The sequence below is a fragment of the Dechloromonas denitrificans genome, assembly GCF_020510665.1.
GTDB lineage: Bacteria > Pseudomonadota > Gammaproteobacteria > Burkholderiales > Rhodocyclaceae > Azonexus > Azonexus denitrificans_B.
The window spans coordinates 2,619,422-2,637,013 of sequence record NZ_CP075187.1; the positions used below are offsets into that span (position 1 = coordinate 2,619,422).

At 55.9% G+C, this 17,592-nt stretch carries 19 protein-coding genes; 3 read left to right on the forward strand and 16 right to left on the reverse strand.

Annotated features, from left to right (window positions below):
- Positions 1–2: 2 nt before the first annotated feature.
- The 9 genes from KI614_RS12325 to flgB form a co-directional block, all read right to left on the reverse strand.
- On the reverse strand, positions 3–1,091 hold the full coding sequence (locus KI614_RS12325) for a flagellar basal body P-ring protein FlgI (RefSeq protein ID WP_413464152.1): 1,089 nt from the start codon (positions 1,089–1,091) through the stop codon (positions 3–5).
- Positions 1,092–1,169: 78 nt separating this feature from the next.
- Positions 1,170–2,465 (reverse strand): flagellar hook protein FlgE, encoded by a 1,296-nt coding sequence (locus KI614_RS12330; RefSeq protein WP_226406010.1) that lies wholly within the window; start codon positions 2,463–2,465, stop codon positions 1,170–1,172.
- Between the two features lie 14 nt (positions 2,466–2,479).
- The gene (locus KI614_RS12335) at positions 2,480–3,136 is read right to left on the reverse strand and encodes a flagellar basal body L-ring protein FlgH (RefSeq protein ID WP_226406011.1); all 657 of its coding nucleotides are present in this window, start codon (positions 3,134–3,136) and stop codon (positions 2,480–2,482) included.
- 9 nt (positions 3,137–3,145) lie between these two features.
- On the reverse strand, positions 3,146–3,931 hold the full coding sequence (flgG, locus tag KI614_RS12340) for a flagellar basal-body rod protein FlgG (protein ID WP_203467335.1): 786 nt from the start codon (positions 3,929–3,931) through the stop codon (positions 3,146–3,148).
- 13 nt (positions 3,932–3,944) lie between these two features.
- Complete coding sequence (locus KI614_RS12345; RefSeq protein ID WP_226406012.1) at positions 3,945–4,688, reverse strand: flagellar basal body rod protein FlgF; 744 nt, start codon at positions 4,686–4,688, stop codon at positions 3,945–3,947.
- Between the two features lie 27 nt (positions 4,689–4,715).
- Entirely contained in the window at positions 4,716–6,353 is a 1,638-nt protein-coding gene (gene flgE, locus KI614_RS12350; protein WP_226406013.1) for a flagellar hook protein FlgE, read from the reverse strand.
- Positions 6,354–6,365: 12 nt separating this feature from the next.
- On the reverse strand, positions 6,366–7,049 hold the full coding sequence (locus KI614_RS12355; protein ID WP_226406014.1) for a flagellar hook assembly protein FlgD: 684 nt from the start codon (positions 7,047–7,049) through the stop codon (positions 6,366–6,368).
- Positions 7,050–7,063: 14 nt separating this feature from the next.
- Positions 7,064–7,477, reverse strand: a complete 414-nt coding sequence (gene flgC / locus KI614_RS12360; RefSeq protein WP_203467339.1) for a flagellar basal body rod protein FlgC — start codon at positions 7,475–7,477, stop codon at positions 7,064–7,066.
- Positions 7,478–7,487: 10 nt separating this feature from the next.
- Positions 7,488–7,856 carry a flagellar basal body rod protein FlgB gene (gene flgB / locus KI614_RS12365; protein ID WP_413464153.1) on the reverse strand — a complete coding sequence of 123 codons (369 nt, stop codon included), beginning with the start codon at positions 7,854–7,856 and terminating at the stop codon, positions 7,488–7,490.
- 81 nt (positions 7,857–7,937) lie between these two features.
- Here flgB and flgA point away from each other — a divergent pair, with 81 nt between their 5' ends.
- The 3 genes from flgA (at position 7,938) to KI614_RS12380 (ending at position 9,538) form a co-directional block, all read left to right on the forward strand.
- Positions 7,938–8,732, forward strand: coding sequence for a flagellar basal body P-ring formation chaperone FlgA (flgA, locus tag KI614_RS12370; RefSeq protein WP_226406016.1), 795 nt, complete (start codon positions 7,938–7,940; stop codon positions 8,730–8,732).
- Positions 8,733–8,795: 63 nt separating this feature from the next.
- Entirely contained in the window at positions 8,796–9,074 is a 279-nt protein-coding gene (gene flgM / locus KI614_RS12375) for a flagellar biosynthesis anti-sigma factor FlgM (RefSeq protein WP_203467341.1), read from the forward strand.
- The gene (locus KI614_RS12380) at positions 9,074–9,538 is read left to right on the forward strand and encodes a flagella synthesis protein FlgN (RefSeq protein WP_226406017.1); all 465 of its coding nucleotides are present in this window, start codon (positions 9,074–9,076) and stop codon (positions 9,536–9,538) included. Before flgM ends, KI614_RS12380 begins: the two co-directional genes overlap by 1 nt.
- Before the next feature lie 15 nt (positions 9,539–9,553).
- Here the strand turns inward: KI614_RS12380 and motD are convergent, their stop codons facing one another.
- Genes motD through flhB form a run of 7 tightly spaced genes read right to left on the reverse strand, consistent with a single transcriptional unit; the run spans position 9,554 to position 17,415 of the window.
- Positions 9,554–10,369: a flagellar motor protein MotD gene (gene motD, locus KI614_RS12385; protein WP_226406018.1), complete on the reverse strand. Its 816-nt coding sequence runs from the start codon at positions 10,367–10,369 to the stop codon at positions 9,554–9,556.
- Entirely contained in the window at positions 10,369–11,109 is a 741-nt protein-coding gene (locus KI614_RS12390) for a flagellar motor protein (RefSeq protein ID WP_226406019.1), read from the reverse strand. The genes motD and KI614_RS12390 overlap by 1 nt, the downstream gene beginning before the upstream one ends.
- Entirely contained in the window at positions 11,102–11,854 is a 753-nt protein-coding gene (locus KI614_RS12395; protein WP_203467345.1) for an RNA polymerase sigma factor FliA, read from the reverse strand. The genes KI614_RS12390 and KI614_RS12395 overlap by 8 nt, the downstream gene beginning before the upstream one ends.
- The gene (locus tag KI614_RS12400; protein ID WP_226406020.1) at positions 11,854–12,771 is read right to left on the reverse strand and encodes a MinD/ParA family protein; all 918 of its coding nucleotides are present in this window, start codon (positions 12,769–12,771) and stop codon (positions 11,854–11,856) included. The genes KI614_RS12395 and KI614_RS12400 overlap by 1 nt, the downstream gene beginning before the upstream one ends.
- Entirely contained in the window at positions 12,734–14,197 is a 1,464-nt protein-coding gene (gene flhF, locus KI614_RS12405; RefSeq protein WP_226406021.1) for a flagellar biosynthesis protein FlhF, read from the reverse strand. The genes KI614_RS12400 and flhF overlap by 38 nt, the downstream gene beginning before the upstream one ends.
- A complete protein-coding gene (gene flhA / locus KI614_RS12410) occupies positions 14,194–16,281 on the reverse strand; it encodes a flagellar biosynthesis protein FlhA (RefSeq protein WP_226406022.1) in 2,088 nt (695 codons plus the stop codon). Before flhA ends, flhF begins: the two co-directional genes overlap by 4 nt.
- Positions 16,282–17,415 carry a flagellar biosynthesis protein FlhB gene (gene flhB, locus KI614_RS12415; protein ID WP_226406023.1) on the reverse strand — a complete coding sequence of 378 codons (1,134 nt, stop codon included), beginning with the start codon at positions 17,413–17,415 and terminating at the stop codon, positions 16,282–16,284.
- Between the last annotated feature and the right edge of the window lie 177 nt (positions 17,416–17,592).

Consider the following 17,592-nt stretch of genomic DNA (forward strand, 5'->3'; position numbering starts at 1 on the left):
GATCAGATGATTTCGAGATCGGCACGCAAGGCACCGGCAGCTTTCATTGCCTGCAGAATGGCCAGCAGATCGAGCGGATTGGCACCCAGTGCATTCAATGCCTTGACGACATCGGCCAGGTTAGCCCCGGCCTTGATGTTCATCAGGCTGCCGGCATCCTGCTTGACCTGGACATCGGCACCGCCACCCGGCTGCTGCTCCCCGACCACGACGGACAGGCTGCCATGCGCCACAGCACAGGCATCCAGTGTGACTTTCTGATTCATGACGACCGAGCCGGTTCTGGGATTAACCACGACCTTGGCCATACCGATTTCGGGTTTGATATCGAGATTTTCAATGCGCCCCAAGAAGGAAACCCGAGCATCCGGATCATCCGGCGCGCGCACGGCAACCCGGCGCCCGTCGAGCGCCTGAGCCGTTCCCGGCCCCATGCTTTTATTGATCGCATCGACCACTTTTTGAGCCGTACTGAAATCACTGCCGGCCAACTCAAAATAGACAAATCCACCTTGGCCCAGCGGCGTACTGACCGCACGCTCAACCGTCGCGCCCCCCGGAATTCTGCCGGCTGAAAGGTGGTTGACCGTAACTTTCGAACCGCCCGATGAGGCACCGACCCCGCCAACCAGGACATTTCCCTGTGCCACGGCATAGACCTGTCCGTCAGCACCTTTCAACTGGCTCATCAGCAAGGTGCCGCCGCGCAGGCTCTTGGCATTGCCGATCGAGGAAACAGTCACATCGATCGGCTGGCCAGGCTTGGCAAACGGCGGCAATACCGCCGTGACCATGACCGCAGCCACATTCTTGAGCTGCAGCTTGGTAGCCTGTTCCGGCGCCAGATTGACCCCCATCTGGGACAGCATGTTGCCCATGGCTTGCGTCGTGAAAGGAGTCTGGGTCGTCTGGTCGCCGGTATTGTCCAGGCCGACGATGATGCCGTAACCGATCAACTGGTTATTGCGGACCCCCTGAATGCTGGCAAGGTCTTTGATTCGTTCGGCGAAGGCGGGCTGCATACCCATGGGCAAAGCCAGGGCGGCGAGCATTGCCGCTTGCCGGAACCATTTGCCGTTTTTCTTGTTCATGATGCGCCTCCGCGAGATTTTCTCTTGAATGGCATCACTTAAGAAAGAAACGTGCCAGCCCGCAGGCTGGCAGATAAATCAACGCAAGCCGGTCAGGGTCTTAAGCATGTCATCCTGCGTTTTGATCGTCTGGGCATTGGCCTGGTAGTTCCGCTGCATGGTGATCATATCGACCAACTGGGCTGCCGTATCGATATTGGCCTGCTCCAGCGAATTCGATGCCGTCACGCCACGCCCGCCTTGTGCTGCGCTGCCGATATTAGCCGCACCGGAATGACTCGTTTCGCGCCACAGATTGCTACCGATCGACTGCAAGCCATTGGGATTGATGAAGGTGGCCAAAGCAACCTTCCCCATGTTTTGCGTCTGCCCATTCGAATAACGCCCCTGGATGGTCCCGTCGGTCGACAAGCTGGTCCCGGCAAGCAAACCATCCTTGTAGCCATCCTGCAGGGATTTACCGGAATCGAAACCACTGGCAAACAGGGTTGTCTGGCCAAAATCGATTGAAATCGGCAAGGTTACGGTTGAACTGGTCAGCGTAACGGCACCAGTCACCGGGTCCGTTGCCTTGCTTTCTGCCGTAACAGGGCCGCTACTCGTGATATTTCCACCGGAAAGCAGCGAACCGCTTGGCGAAAAAACCAGTTGCCGCGGTCCACCGGCTTCTTCTGCCGGAACTGCACCATCAATCCGGGTATGCACTTCCCAAGTATTCGGTGTGGCGGTCTTGACGAAATAGAGCGTCAGCGCATGGGCCTTGGTATCCCCGTTAACGCCTGAAAAGACCTCTTGCGAACTTGACCAGTTGAATGAAGCCGGTGAGTTCGGAGAAAACACAGGATCGGTCGGTACGCTAGCCCGGTCATCAAGATTGAAACGCAGGTTGCTGGTTGTGGTTTGCTTGGCGGCAATCGAGTCGATCAACTTCAGGGCACTCGGCGCCGTCGTTGTGGCAACGCCTTCCGCCCAACCGGTCAGATAGCTGCCGTTGGCATTGACAATGTATTTCTCAGCCGGCGCCGTCCCCGCGGCGGTTGGCACCGGGGAAAAATGGAATTCACCATTACGGGTATAGGCAACGCTGGCTGTCGCGGTTGTATCGGAAACAACCTGAAACATGCCATTGCCGTTGATCGAGAAATCGAGCCCGTTATTGGTTGAGGCCAGTGAGCCCTGGGTAAATTGCTGAGCCACACCGGGTGATAACGCGCCGCCGCCAACGCCTGCTTTCAGGTAGGAATTGAAAATATCCGAGAACTCGGCACGCGAGTTTTTATAGCCGACGGTACTGGCATTGGCCAAGTTGTTGCCAATGACATCCAGCCCGGTGGCTGCACCATACAAGCCGCTTAATGCCTGGATAAAAGCCATGATTCAACCTCGCATCAGAATGGCATCACATTCAGGAAGAAACGACCAAGCCAGGCCATCATCATGCCTTCGCTCAACTGCCCGGCCGACTTGTATTCGATTCTGGCATCAGCCACCTTCGATGAGCTGATCGTATTGGCCGCATCGACGAATGCCGGATTGACCACACCGGAAAGGCGGACGTATTCCTGCTCATCGCCCACGGCGACCTGCTTTTCACCGGAAACCAGCAAATTCCCGTTCGGCAGGACATCGATGACGGTCACCGTGATGCTGCCGCTGAAACTATTCTTGTTACCCGCCTCGCCCTTACCCTCGAAGGCGTTGGCCGTCTTGGTATTCAGGTTGAGTCCGAGAGCCGACTGCCCGGGCAAACCTGCCATAGCCGAAACGGAGGCGACGTTCGAGCCGGAACGGTCGAGCTTGTTATTCGACGTCTTGGAGGCGGTATTGCTTTCAGTGATCGTAATCGTGATCGTATCGCCGACGAATCGCGCACGCCTATCCTCAAAAAGAGGACGGCTGCCGGCCGCCTGATAGATCGACCCATTGCCGCTCGCCATCTCCATGCGCGGGGCGGGCCGGGCGGACATCGGCTGATGAATGTTGGTTGCCGGAACCGTGGTGCATCCGGCCATGGCTGCAACAACCAGTAACAGGAAACGTTTCATGATTTCACCTCACAGCTGAGTCAGCCGGCCGAGCATGGCATCGGAGGTCGACACGACCTTGGAGTTCAGCTCATAAGCCCGCTGGGTCTGGATCATCGTCACCAACTCTTCGGCCACATTGACGTTGGACGTTTCAACATAGCCCTGATTGACGATACCGGCGCCGTTCGTTCCCGGCGTATTCGGCGTTGGGGTCCCGCTCGAAGCGGTTTCCAGGAAAAGGTTCTGGCCAACACTCTGCATGCCGGCCGGATTGATAAACGTCGCCAGCTGAATCTGGCCGATCTGAGTCGTCGGCTGCGGATTACCCGGCTGCGTCACGCTGACCACACCATCGGTGCCAATCGTCAGCGACAGGGCATCGGCCGGAATCGTGATGGCCGGCTGCAAGGGATAGCCTTCTGAGGTCACGATCTGGCCGGTACTATCCTTCTGGAACGAGCCATCACGGGTATAGGCCGTACTGCCATCCGGCATCTGGATTTGCAGGAAACCATTCCCCTGGATGGCGATATCCAGCGTGCTGTCGGTTTTCTGAATATTGCCCTGAGTGAAGATTCTTGCGGTCGACACCGGCCGGACCCCCGTTCCCAGTTGCAGGCCGGTGGGCAGTTGCGTCTGCTGCGACGACTGGGCGCCTGGCTGACGCATTGTCTGGTAAAGCAGATCCTCAAAAACCGCCTTGCCGCGCTTGAAGCCATTGGTACTGACGTTAGCCAGATTGTTCGAAATCACATCGAGCTGGGTTTGCTGGGCATCCAGGCCGGTACGGGCAATCCACAGGGAACGAATCATGGGTCAGGTCCTATCAGGAATTCAGCGACAGCAGCTGGTCGGCACGCTGGGCATTGGTATCTGCGGTTTGCAGCATCTTGATTTGCATTTCGAACTGGCGCGACAGGCTGATCAAATTGACCATCGCATCCGTCACATTGACGTTACTGCCTTCAAGCGTCCCGGAAGTCAGCTTGACACGTTCATCCAGCGGGGCCGGATCGCCGCTCTTCAGGCGAAACAGGCCATCCGAACCACGCACCAGATCTTCTTCGGGCGGATTAACCATCTTGATCCGCCCGATCGCATTGGCGTTGTTGCGCAGACCTGTCGTCGGCACAACGGAAACCGTGCCGTCCGGCGCGATTTCAATGTGGTTGTCGGGCGGGATGCTGATCGGCCCGCCGTCGCCAACGACCGCCAGACCCCCCTTGGTTTGCAACTGACCGTTCACATCGACATCCAGGCTACCCGCCCGGGTATAAGCCTCACCACCATCCGGCGTCTGCACCGCCAACCAGCCGCGCCCCTTGACGGAAACATCCAGGTTGCGCCCGGTAAACATCTGCGGGCCTTCATCGAAAACATCGCTGACTGACGCGTCGACCACGAAAGCCCGGGTCGGCATCCCTTCACCGATCACTGGCACCGCCCGGAAGCGGTGCTCCTGCGACTTGAAGCCGACAGTGCTGGCGTTGGCCAGATTATTGGCTGTACCGGCTTGTTGCATGAATACATGCTTGGCGCCGGTCATTGCGGTGTAGATCAGACGATCCATGTCAGTGGCTCAGGCTCAGTCGATTAATTAGCGAAGGTTGACCAGCGTCTGAAGCACCTGGTCCTGGGTCTTGATCGACTGCGCATTGGCCTGATAGTTACGCTGTTGCGTAATCAGATTGACCAGCTCCTGCGTCAAATCGACATTCGCCTCTTCAACGGCCGAGGACTGCAAGACGCCGCGATTACCAGTTCCCGGATCGCCGATCAGGGGCTGCCCGGAGGCTGAGGTTTCACCCCACTGGTTATTACCCAGGCTGGCCAGACCGGTCGGGGAAATGAAGTCCACCAGCACCAGTTGAGCGATATCCTTGGTCTGCCCATTGCTGTAGTTGCCGCGCAGAATGCCGTCAGAAGAAACCGAAACGCCACTCAGACGACCATACGGATAACCGTCTTGAACCAGTTTATTGACATCGTAGCCGCTGCCGAACAGGGTACTGTTATCAAAGTCGAGCGGAATGGTTGGCTGGGTTGCCACGTCGAACAAACCGCGGAATGGGAACACACCACTCCCGACAGGTGACTCGTAGGCATCCAGGCCTGCAACATCGATATTGAACTTGTAATCGGTCGCCATGGCCGTTGGGCTTGTCGTGTACGTCACGACAAGGTTGGCACCAACCGCAATCCCGCCGGTATCCAGCACACCGGTACCAGCGTTGAATGTATAGTCGGTACCCGCCACATAGACGGGAGCGCCTCCTGGCCCGGTCACCGAAGCCACGCTGGCCAGTGAGTTGTAGCTGAGCCGGGCATTCTCGGGGCCACCGCTCGCCGTAATCGTATCCGTCTTGGTGACACCGGCACCACCGACAAAACCGGTGGTCACGATCTGGCCGTCACCGCCAAACTCAAGCGTGGGCACACCCGTTGTCACGGCCTGGGTCGCAGATTGAATCTGTCCGGTAATATCCTTGTTATCAAGTACGTAGTGAACGTTCCACAAGTTCTTGGCCGGTGTCGCACCATCCGAGTTGCCTACCCGGGTGAAATACATCGACAGTGCGTGATCGTTGCCTTTTTGGTCGTAGACCGTGACAGACGTCGAATAATTGAAGGTATTCAGGTTATTCGGTGGGAAAGACGTGTTTGCCGACCACGGAGCAAGATTGTTTGGCGTTCCCGATGTCAGCGACTTCAAGTCACGGTCATCGAAGTTCATTTGCGTCACGATTCCCGGATTGGTCGGGGAAGCACCAGTTGCGCGAGGAACAACGCCTGTCGTATCCAGCTGAACCGGAATCAGCGCAGCACGATTGGTCACATTGTTCTCGATCGGATAGCCCGTCAGATTGTTTTTCTGCGCATTGACGATGAAGCCTTGGTCGTCAAGATGGAACTGACCGTTACGGGTGTAGGTAATCGTCTGGTCCGCTGCATTTTTTTGCAGACGGAAGAAGCCGGAACCGTTGACCGCGATATCAAGCGGGTTATTCGAATTGGAAACATTGCCCTGCGAAAACTGTTGCTGAACAACCGGCAGCGATGCCCCGATACCCACTTGCGAACCACCACCAACCCCCAAGGAGGCTGCATAAACGTCGGCAAATTGTGCCTGACCGCCCTTGAAACCTACGGTCGACGCATTGGCGATGTTGTTGCTGATAACGTCAAGCGCCTTGGAGGAAACGTTCAGACCGCTCAAACCTTGTTGGAATGCCATGATGAACCCCGATCAATTCATGATTTGTTGGACGTCGCTGTAAGCCACCGTCTTGTTGTTGGCCAGTTGCAGCGACAATCCATCCTTGGCCAAAGTCACAGCATTTACTGTGCCAGCCTGGAGAGCCGTTGTTTTCACCTCTGCATCACCACGAACTGCCTTGACGGTGAATTTGTAATCACCATTCGGCAGATCGACACCCGCATCCGATTTTCCATCCCAGGAGAAATTCATGGTTCCGGCCGGCTGTGCGCCAAGCTGTTGAGTCTGAACCACTTTGCCAGCCGAGTCGGTAATCGAAACGGTAACCTTATCTGCGGCACCATCCAGCGTCACGCCACCGACCGCGCCGTAATTCCCCAGCGCCAGCGCATTCCCGGCAGTTAATACCGTTTTGCCGATCATTGCTGCCGCTTGCATCGTTTGCGATCCGGAATAATTGCCGAGCAATTTCTCCATCGTCGCATTGAGCTTCTCGATACCGCTCACGGTACTGATCTGCGACAACTGAGTGGTCATCTGCGAGTTATCCATCGGATTGAGCGGATCCTGATTCTTCAACTGGGTCACCAGGAGATTCAGGAAGCGAGTCTGCATCTCATCCGCCGTCGTGGTTTTGGTCGTTGTAGACGAACCATTCAACGAGGAAATCAGCGATGTGTTTGAACTGGTAGAGCTATTGACGGCGGTTGCCATGGCGATTCTCCCGGTTAGCCCTGACCGATCTGCAAAGTACGCAGCATCATGGTCTTGGCGGTATTCATTACTTCAACATTGGTCTGGTACGAGCGCGATGCAGAGATCATGTTGGTCATTTCCTCAACGACATTGACGTTTGGAAATGCCACGTAGCCTTTTTCATCTGCCGCAGGATTCTTGGGGTCGTAAACCATCCGCGCCGGTGAAGCATCTTCAACAATCTGCCGAACCCGAACGCCTTTTGAGGACTCTCCCGCATTGCCCATGGGCGTCGCTTCAAAAACAACCTGCTTGGCGCGATAAGGCTTGCCATCGGACGACACGACACTGTCGGCATTCGCCAAATTGGACGCTGTGGTATTCAAACGCATCGACTGCGCTGTCATGGCACTGGACGACACTTGAAAAACATTAAAGAGGCTCATTTATGGCTCCTCAACCCTGGTTTGAAGCGAGGGCACTGCGCATGCCCTTGAACTTGTCGCTGATCAATTGAGTAAGCACCTGATATTGCAAAGCATTTTCAGCAATCTGAGTGCGCTCCACATCCATATCGACAGTATTTCCATCAACGGCCGACTGGGTTTCTCCACGAAATTTCAAATTGGCCGCACCGCCGGAGCCATCTCCGCGCATGTGGCCGCTCGAAGTGGTCATCAAGGAAACGCCACCAGCACTCGCCCGGCCGGCCAGTGCATTTTGCATCACCCCCTGAAAGTCGAAATCACGCGCTTTGTATTGCGGGGTATCGGCATTGGCGATATTCGAGGCGAGCACCTGATGGCGCTGGGATCTCAAATTCATTGCCTGGCTGAGAACAGATACGTGCTGTGCGATTGATGACATGGTCCACTCCAAAAAATCACACGATTTAAAGCAGTTAGCGTGCCAAGCATTAAAATCATAGAGTTAGATGCAAATTCACCTCTCCCAAGCGACTGCACGGCAATTCTTGCCGGCCTTACTATTCCATGCCGGGAAGAGGTCGTGCACAATGGCGGCATGCGCCTCATATACGTTTTTTTGCTGCCCCTGCTTATTGCCTGCAACCTGCTGGCCGCAGCCGAAATCGATCCGGTACTCGATACCGCTGAGCGCCACATTCAGATCCAAACCAAGGGACTCCCAGGCAAAGTCACGATTCGGCTTGGCAAAATCGATACCAGCCGTCTGCCTCCCTGCGCGGCGCTTGAAGCCTACACACCGCCCGGCGCCAAAATGATGGGAAAAACCAGTGTCGGCATTCGCTGCCTGACGCCGAACGCCTGGAACATCCTGATTCCGGCCGAAATACTTGTCACCGGCAATTACGTCACCACCGCACGCTCAATTCTCGCCGGCCAGGCAATTCAGGCAGGTGACCTGCATGTCCTGTCCGGAGATGTATCCACGCTGCCAACCGGCATTATTTCCGACCCCGCAGCCGCGCTCGGCAAAACACTGCGCAACTCACTGGGGGCTGGCCAATTACTGCGCAGCGATCAATTGATTTCCCCGATGGTGATCCGCCAGGGACAATCGGTTCGCGTCATCTCAAAAGGGGCTGGATTTGCCGTCAGCGGCGAGGGAAAAGCCATCAACAATGCAGCAGAAGGGCAACTGGTTCAGGTTCGAATGAATTCAGGACAAACCGTGAGCGGCACTGCACGCAGTGATGGCAGTGTAGAAATATCTTTTTAGGCTAAAGTTTGAACCTGAATGGCCGTTAAGCCATATGAGTTCCAAAGTATTGCGAGAACAACCATGAAAATCGACAACTCCTACAAGACCACCAGCACGCCCCCGCCGACGCGGCAGCAGCCGAAATCCCCGGCTGAAACCCCGTCGTCCACCGAGGCTGTGAGCTTGAGCACACTCGCTGGCACCCTTCAGGCCAGCGAAAAGCCTCCGGTCAACCTTGCCAAAATCCAGGAAATCAAGGATGCAATCGCCCAGGGGCGCTTCAAGATCAATCCTGAAGCAATTGCCGGCAGACTGCTGGATTCCGCGCGCGACCTGGTCAATTCGCAACGCAACGCCTGATGCTGCCTCTCAGCCAGATACTGGAACGCGAAACATTGCTGGTTTCGCGTTTTGTTGCGCTTCTGACTGATGAACAGAACGCACTAAGCACGGCCAAGCCAGAATCGCTGCCAGCCATTCATGCTGAAAAATCTGCACTGATTGAGCAACTGAATGCACTTGAAGCTCAGCGCAACTCGCTGATTTCAGGTAATCCGGCCTTGCCGGAAAAAGAACGGATGGCCGCCTGGCTGGCCCAGCACCCATCTGAAGTAAAAATCGCTGCCCAATGGACGGCGCTGATGGCATCGGCGCTTAGCGCCAAACGACTGAATGAACTGAATGCGAAACTCGTCGCCATTCATTTGGAACGAACCACGCAAGCATTAGCCATTCTCACCCGCCGTGCTGAAGAAAACACTTTCTACGGCAGCAACGGACAAACATCTCAATATACGGGCAGCCGAATCGTCGACTCAGCCTGAGCGCTCACCACGCGCTCAACCGGGTGGCCTGCTCGGTGGCGGAGTCTCCGCACCGTTGATTTCAGTTGGCTCTTCCGGCCGGTTCGAGTCGATCAAAATGCTGACACGACGATTACGCGCCCGTCCCTCGACCGTCGTATTCGTTTCCAATGGCCGGGTCTCCCCGTAACCGATTGCCGTCAACCGCTCGGCACCAACACCACTGTCATTAAACAAACGCAAGACAGTCGTTGCCCGCATGGCCGAGAGCTCCCAGTTTGATGGAAACTGTGGCGTTGAAATGGGGACATTGTCTGTATGCCCCTCGATCGTGATCGGAAAATCCGTACTGGCCAGGACCTGTGCAATTGCCCCCATGGCTGAACTGGACGCGGGCTGCAACTTTGACTGGCCCGCCGGAAAGAGAATACTGTCGTTGATCTCGATCGTCACGCCACGGCTTGTTTCAAGCAAACGAACCTTGCCTTGTGCAACGAGCGGCTGCAGCGCCTCCATAATATTATTGGCGACATTTTTCATTTTTTGTCGCTGCTGCACTTTTTTCTCTTCAGCCTTGATTTGCTCGGGCAATTTGTCCGGCTTCAGAATCGGGCGCGGGGGAATCGGCGGCGCCCCTTGTATAACGGCAATCGGCTGCCCTCCGACCTCTGCTGTTGAGTTTTTGAAGGCATTGGTCAGCGAATTCGACAAAACCTTGTACTTTCCTTCGTTGACCGAAGAAATCGCGTACATGACCACGAAGAAAGCAAACAAAAGGGTTATGAAGTCAGCGTACGAGACGAGCCAGCGCTCATGATTATCTGGCTCCTCTTCACGGCGCTTTCTAGCCATTACAGCATGTAGCCCTTGAGACGGCTCTCGATGATGCGGGGATTGTCGCCGACAGCAATACCCACCAGGCCATCGATCAACATCTCCTTGGAAGCAACCATTCGCGCAATGTAGTACTTCAGCTTGCCGGCAATCGGCAAATAGACAAGATTCGCCAATCCAACGCCATAAATCGTTGCCACGAAAGCCACCGCAATACCGGAGCCCAGCTTGGTCGGATCGGAGAGGTTCTCCATCACATGAATCAACCCCATGACAGCCCCCAGAATACCGATCGTCGGAGAATAGCCTCCGGCTGAATCCCATATCTTGGCTGATTGCCGCCATTCGTCCTCGAAGGTGTTGATATCAACCTCCAACAACTCACGGATATGCTCGGGATCTGCGCCATCAACCAACAACTGAAGGCCTTTTTTCGTGAAGGGGTCCTTGATTCTGGCAATCTGGTTTTCGAGTTGCAGCAAGCCCTCCCGACGGGCAATCTGGCTCCACCCCAGAACCTGGTCAAGCACCTGCTTCTGCTCAATCACGGGCGGCACCCACACCCACCTCACCATCTGCATGCCACGCCGAAAGACGGGATAGGGACTTTGCAGAAGCACAGCCCCCAAAGTACCACCAAGAACAATCATCAAGGCCGTTGGCTGGACAAGAGAGCTGACATGCCCCCCTTCAAGAATCTGTCCACCGACGATTGCAATCAGACCAATCGCCAGTCCAGCCAGGCTGATTTTATCCACGCACCTTCTCCTTGCGCTGCTTTTTCACAGCCGGCAGCTGCCCGACAATCTGGCTACGCAAACGTGCCACCGCCTGGCTATGCAACTGACAAACGCGCGACTCGGTGACGCCCATCACTTCGCCAATTTCGCGCAAATTGAGATCTTGCTCGTAATACAAGGCCATCATCAATTTTTCGCGCTCGGGCAAACGCTCAATCGCACCAACAAGTGCTTGCTGAAGACTTTTCTCCTCAAGCAGGCTCAGTGGGTCGGCATCGTTATCGGTAAAGTGCCGCTCAAGAAAGTCTTCATCACCTTCACCGGTGAAGTCTTCGAAATAAAGCAGTTGATGGCCGCGAGCATCGCCCAGGGTTTTTTGGTAATCCGCCAGCGACATTCCCAGGGCGTCAGCCAATTCGCGCTCGGAAGGTGCACGACCATGCTCATGCTCAAGCTGATTGATCATCGCCTCGATGCGCCGCAATTCACGACGAAGTTGCCGGGGCAGCCAATCGTTTTCACGCAGCCCATCAAGCATCGCACCGCGTACCCGCTGGGTGGCGTAGGTCTCAAACTGGGCGCCGAAGCCTTCTTCGAAACGGTCGATTGCATCGAGTAGTCCGAGCATGCCGTTCTGGACAAGATCTTCAAATTGAACACTTGCTGGCAAACGGGCCATCAAATGATAGGCGATACGTTTCACCAGCGGCACGAAGCGCTGAACCAGCTGTTCTCTATCTGGCTGCCCGGCAGCGGTATACATTAAGCGCGGAGTACGTTTGGAGTTATGCGTTGGCTCAAGTGTAGCAGTTGCTGGACGAATTGTTCGACCCCGCCCCCCTCGCGCTCACCACGCTGCCAATAAAGAAGATCGGCGGCAATATCCCGGAATGCAGAAGCCGCATCCGAATTGGGGGCTTGAACCAGCACCGGGCGACACAACTGAGCGGCTTGCCGCAGGGATTCATCAAGCAATATCGCTCCCGCGTACTCAAGTTGGGCAATCCCACGCTGCGCCGTCACCTGCGCGATATTATCGAAAATCGAGCGGGCATCCGGGTAGCTGCGCACCTTGTTCACCAGGATTCTGAAATGCTTGCGCGCAAACGCATGGCTGACTTTTTTAATCAGGGAATAGGCCTCGGTAATTGATGCGCTATTGCCTGAAAGAACCACCACCGCCTCTTGCGAAGCCAAACCAAAAGGTGAAAACCCATGCGGATGGGCCATGCTGGCATCGACCAGAATGACATCTATTGGGCGCTCAAGGCCGGACAATGCATCGAGCAGATTCTGCTGCTGGGCAAGCGACAGGCGGCCCAGTTTGGCCGCAGCCTTGGCTGCAGGCAGAACGCGCAAGCCGACCATCGGCTGGAGCAGAACCTGCTGCAGCGGCAGCTCTTTCTGAACCACGTTGATCAGATCAAAACGTGCACTCAAGCCGAAAGCCGATGCGATGTCATCACGCGACGAATGCTCATCGATGATCATCACTTCCTTGCCCAATCGAGCCAATGCCGCACCGATGTTGGCAACGGCCACGCTGCGCCCGACCCCCTCGCAGCCCGCCACGAAAGTCACCACCTGGAGTTGGCCACCGCCAAACAGCCGGCGCAAACCGGCCGCCTGATCAACCCGAAAATCAGCCACGATGCCCACCTGCCGCAACCTGAGAAGCATTGGCCATCAGCAGGGCGGGTTCAACACCATCGTATTTATGGGCCGAAGTTTCCGGAACATCCTTGAATGCTCGATGCACCAGATAGCCGCGATTTGGTAAGTGCAGGTCTTCTGGGACGCGCTGGCCATTTGAGACATAGTGAAGACGTAGACCGTGACGCATGATCACATCAAGCGGCGTTGCCAGGCTGGCAGCCTCATCGATCTTGGTCAGGATGCAACCGGCCAACTTGTCGCCTTCGTAAGCGTGCACCACATCATCCATAGTGTCGCCGCGCGAGGTTGCCGAGAGCAGCAGCAGGCGCTGGACGTCACAACCGGCCAGCATATCGGTCAGCTCGGGCACCAGCTTGTCCTTCTGGCTCATCCCCATGGTATCGACCAGGACCATATGCTTGTGCTGCAGCTCCTTCAGCGTCTGACGAAGCTCGCCGGCATCCTTGACGAGGTAGACCGAGACACCCAGGATGCGGCCGTAAATCCGCAACTGCTCATGAGCACCAATCCGGTAGCCATCGGTTGTCACCAAGGCCACCTTGCTCGGACCATGGCGCAGAACGCAGCGCGCAGCAAGCTTGGCCGTTGTCGTTGTTTTGCCCACACCGGTGGGCCCCACCAGCGCATAGACACCTCCGCGATCAACGATATCCGCCTCGGCGCCAATCGTCATCAACGAGCGGTCTGCCGCACCCTTGACCCAGGCCATGGCCTGAACTTCATTCATTTCGCTCGGCAAATCAGCAAGGATATCGCGCGAAAACTGCGGAGAGAATCCGGCATCCAGCATTTGCCGCATCACATCCGTTTTTACCGGTTGCGAACGCGCGGTTTCACCCCAGGCAATGCCGGCCAGATGCTGTTCCACAATTTTGCGCAGCGAGCGGATTTCATCCATGACTTCCTGAGGAATGATTTCAGCCTCGGCACGACGCGGCGCAGCCATCATTGGAGCTGGCTCAGGCATGCGCGGTGATTGATTAAGCTGCGGCTGCTCATTTGTCGCAGGCTGCGGCTTGGCTGTTTCCAGATTGCGCAGCGACCCGGTTCGCGGAATTCCTGCATTGACCAGCCCGACATGGCGCGTTGCCGAAGAAACAGGGGCCTGCGGACGGTTGACCGCAGCAGGCTGAGCGGCAGGGCGTGGCTGGCTGAAATTGGTGATCTGGGCACGAGCCGAAGTCAAGGCAACGCGATAATCGTCGTCGGCGCTCATCGCCGGAGCCGGTGCAGGACGACGTTCGACCGGCGTCGAGTCGGCAACCTGGGTTGGCACAATCATGGCCATATCGCGCGCAGCGACAGCCATGATCTCAACTCCCCCGGGAATCCCTCGATTCGAAAGAATAATCGCATCGTTACCGAGCGTCTCCTTGACCTTTTTCAAGGCATCTCTGGCATTAGCCGCGATAAATTTTCTTACGTTCATGTCTTACCTCCGATGATCGAGGTCACCTTGATAATTCGATTTTCTGGAACTTCGTTATGTGCCAGCACCTTCAACTGAGGAACGGTGCGGCGCAAAAAGCGGGAAAGGAGTACGCGCAGGCTCAGCGGGACAAGCAGAACCGCCGGCAAGCCAAGTGTTTCCTGACGTTGAGCGGCAGAGGCCGTCTCGCGTACCAGGGTATCGGCCAGTCCCGGCTCGAAACTGGTGTTTTCCGAGTTGCCGGCAACTGCCTGCGAAAGGAGACGCTCAAGCGTTGGATCAAGTGACATCACCTGCATTTCACCGGCACCGGGGAAAAGCTGCTGGACAATGGCGCGCCCCAAAGCGCTGCGGACCTGAGTTGTCAAATCATCCGCATTCTGCGTGCGCAGCGCATGCTCGGCGATGGTTTCGATGATTGTCCGCATATCGCGGATATGGACGCCTTCTTCGAGCAAATTCTGCAGAATTTTCTGCAGCGTACCGAGCGGAATCAACTTGGGTACCAAATCCTCGACCAGCTTCGGTATTTCCTTGGTCAGATGGTCGATCAGTTGCTGCACTTCCTGACGTCCCAGCAACTCGGCGGCGTGCGTCAGGATCAAATGATTCAGGTGCGTTGCGACCACCGTCGACGAATCTACGACGGTGTAGCCATAGGCTTGGGCCTGATCGCGCTGACTGGAGTCAATCCATACTGCAGGCAAGCCAAAGGCCGGATCCTTGGTTACCGTCCCGTTGACCGTGCCAGCCACGCGCCCCGGATTGATTGCCAGGTATTGCCCGGCATACGCCTCGCCCTGCCCGACCTCAACCCCCTTCAACAGGATGCGGTAGACGTTAGGCTTCAACTCAAGGTTGTCGCGAATATGGACAGGCGAAACAAGGAAGCCCACTTCCTGAGCAAATTTCTTGCGGATCCCGCGAATACGCCGAAGCAATTCGCCATCTTGCGACTTGTCGACCAGGGGAATCAGGCGATAGCCGACTTCCAGGCCCAGCACATCAAGCGGCGCCACATCATTCCAGCTGGCATCGGTCGACTCTTGGACCGGCGCAGGCGCCACAGGTACCGGTGTCTCGGCGATTTGTTTCTGGGTCTTCTGCATCCGCCAGGCAAACCAGCCCAAACTCGATGCCAGCATCAAAAAGACCATATTCGGCATTCCCGGAATCAACCCCAGGAAACCGACAATGGCGGCAGTAATGCCGATCGCCTTGGCATTACGGAACATCTGCCCCATTACCTGCTGACCAATATCCCGATCATCGGATACACGAGTTACCACCATACCAGCCGCAATCGAAATGATCAGCCCCGGTATCTGCGCCACCAAGCCATCGCCGATAGTCAGCAAAGTATAGTTTTTGGCGGCCAGCGCGAAATCCATATTGTGCTGCGCAACCCCGACGATCAAGCCCCCGATGACATTGATCAACATGATGACAATACCTGCGACAGCATCGCCACGCACAAATTTCGAAGCACCATCCATCGAACCGTAAAACTCGGCTTCGCGAGCAATATCGGTCCGGCGCTTGCGGGCATCCTCTTCACCAATCAGGCCGGCATTGAGGTCGGCATCAATCGCCATCTGCTTGCCCGGCATCGCATCAAGGGTGAAACGTGCGGACACCTCAGCCACACGCCCCGCACCCTTGGTGATCACCGTAAAGTTGATGACCACAAGAATCAGGAACACGACGATCCCGACCGCAAAATTCCCGCCGACCAGAAAATGGCCAAATGCCTCGATAACCTTGCCTGCAGCATCCGGTCCGGAATGACCATGCAGCATCACTACGCGAGTCGATGCCACATTCAACGACAAGCGCAACAGGGTAGTCACCAGAAGCACTGTCGGGAAAACAGAGAAATCGAGGGTTTTCTGGGTGTTGACCGCGACAAGCAATACCAGAACCGAGATGGCGATATTGAAAGTAAACAGCACATCCAGAGCAAACGCCGGCAATGGCAGAACCATCATCGCCAGTATCATCAAAATGAGGATAGGCGCAGCCAGCTGGGTCACATTCAGCCGACTCAACATACCCTGCATGCTGACTGATGTCGTGGAGGCCATTTACGCAGCCTCCGGAACGAGCTCTGGCGGCACTGGCAGATTGCGCGGCGGAACAGGATAAGTACCGCCCATCTGACGCCAGCCAGCGAGCTGATAAACATAAGCCAAAACCTCCGCAACTGCGTTATACAGGGCGGAGGGGATTTCACTATCGATCTCGGCATGTTTATAGAGTGCGCGAGCCAGAGGCGGCGCCTCAAGCATGGGAACGGCATTCTCCGCCCCCAAGGATTTTATTTTTTGAGCGATCGGCCCCATCCCCTTGGCAACCACCTTGGGAGCCCCCATTCCGCCCTTGTAAGACAGCGCCACCGCATAATGAGTCGGATTGGTCACGATCACATCAGCCTGAGGGACTGCGGACATCATCCGCTTTCTTGCAGCCTGCATCTGGAGACTGCGAATGCGTCCCTTGACCTGAGGATCGCCCATCATTTCCTTCATTTCCTGCTTGACCTCTTCCTTGCTCATCTTGAGCTTTTCGAAGTATTGCCAAAGCTGGAAAGGCACATCGGCTGCAACAACCACAATTAGCGCCGCCACAAAAACCAGGAACGAGAACGAAATCAGATTGCCTGCGTGAGCCAGGCCTGCATCCAGAGGTTGGGCAAGCAAGCCGAATATCTCGTCACGCTCACTCCAGATCAACATGACGGCAACGCCCCCAACCAACCCAGCCTTGACCACAGCCTTACCCAACTCCATCAGGCTGTTCCAGGAAAACATCCGGCCAAACCCGGTGATTGGGCTCAAACGGTTCAAATCGGGTGCGATGGCCTTGGGTGCAAAGACCCAGGCGTTAAGAAAGAATGGCGGCAAGACCGCAGCCAGCAAAAGGAGCCCAAGCAAAGGAGAAAATGCCCAAAAGGCATCACCGGAAATATCAGCCAGACGCGGCAACATCTGGCTGGGCTCAAGCATGAAGCGAGGCTCGACCGAAAGTGCTTTTTTAGCGATCACCATGGAACGCTGCATGAACCAGCCGCCCATCATCCAGAATGCCGCCGCAGCGACAATCAGAACAAGAAAAGTACTGAGTTCACGGGAATGAGGGACCTGACCCTGCTCGCGGGCCTGCTCGATTCGCCTACCAGTAGGCTCTTCTGTTTTATCGAGGTCGCTCTCTTCCGCCATAGCCGTTTTCGGGAGTTGTTCCGGCTATTATAGAAAAAAACTAGAATAATTAAAGGGGTACGTGCGTTTATTTAGCTTGTTTCTTAGGTGCCACTCGCAAGCTCATGACAACAGAGTTAACTTTCAAAAAAGAAAAGAGGGGGCAAGCCCCCTCTCAACCCGTTGACTGCAAACGAA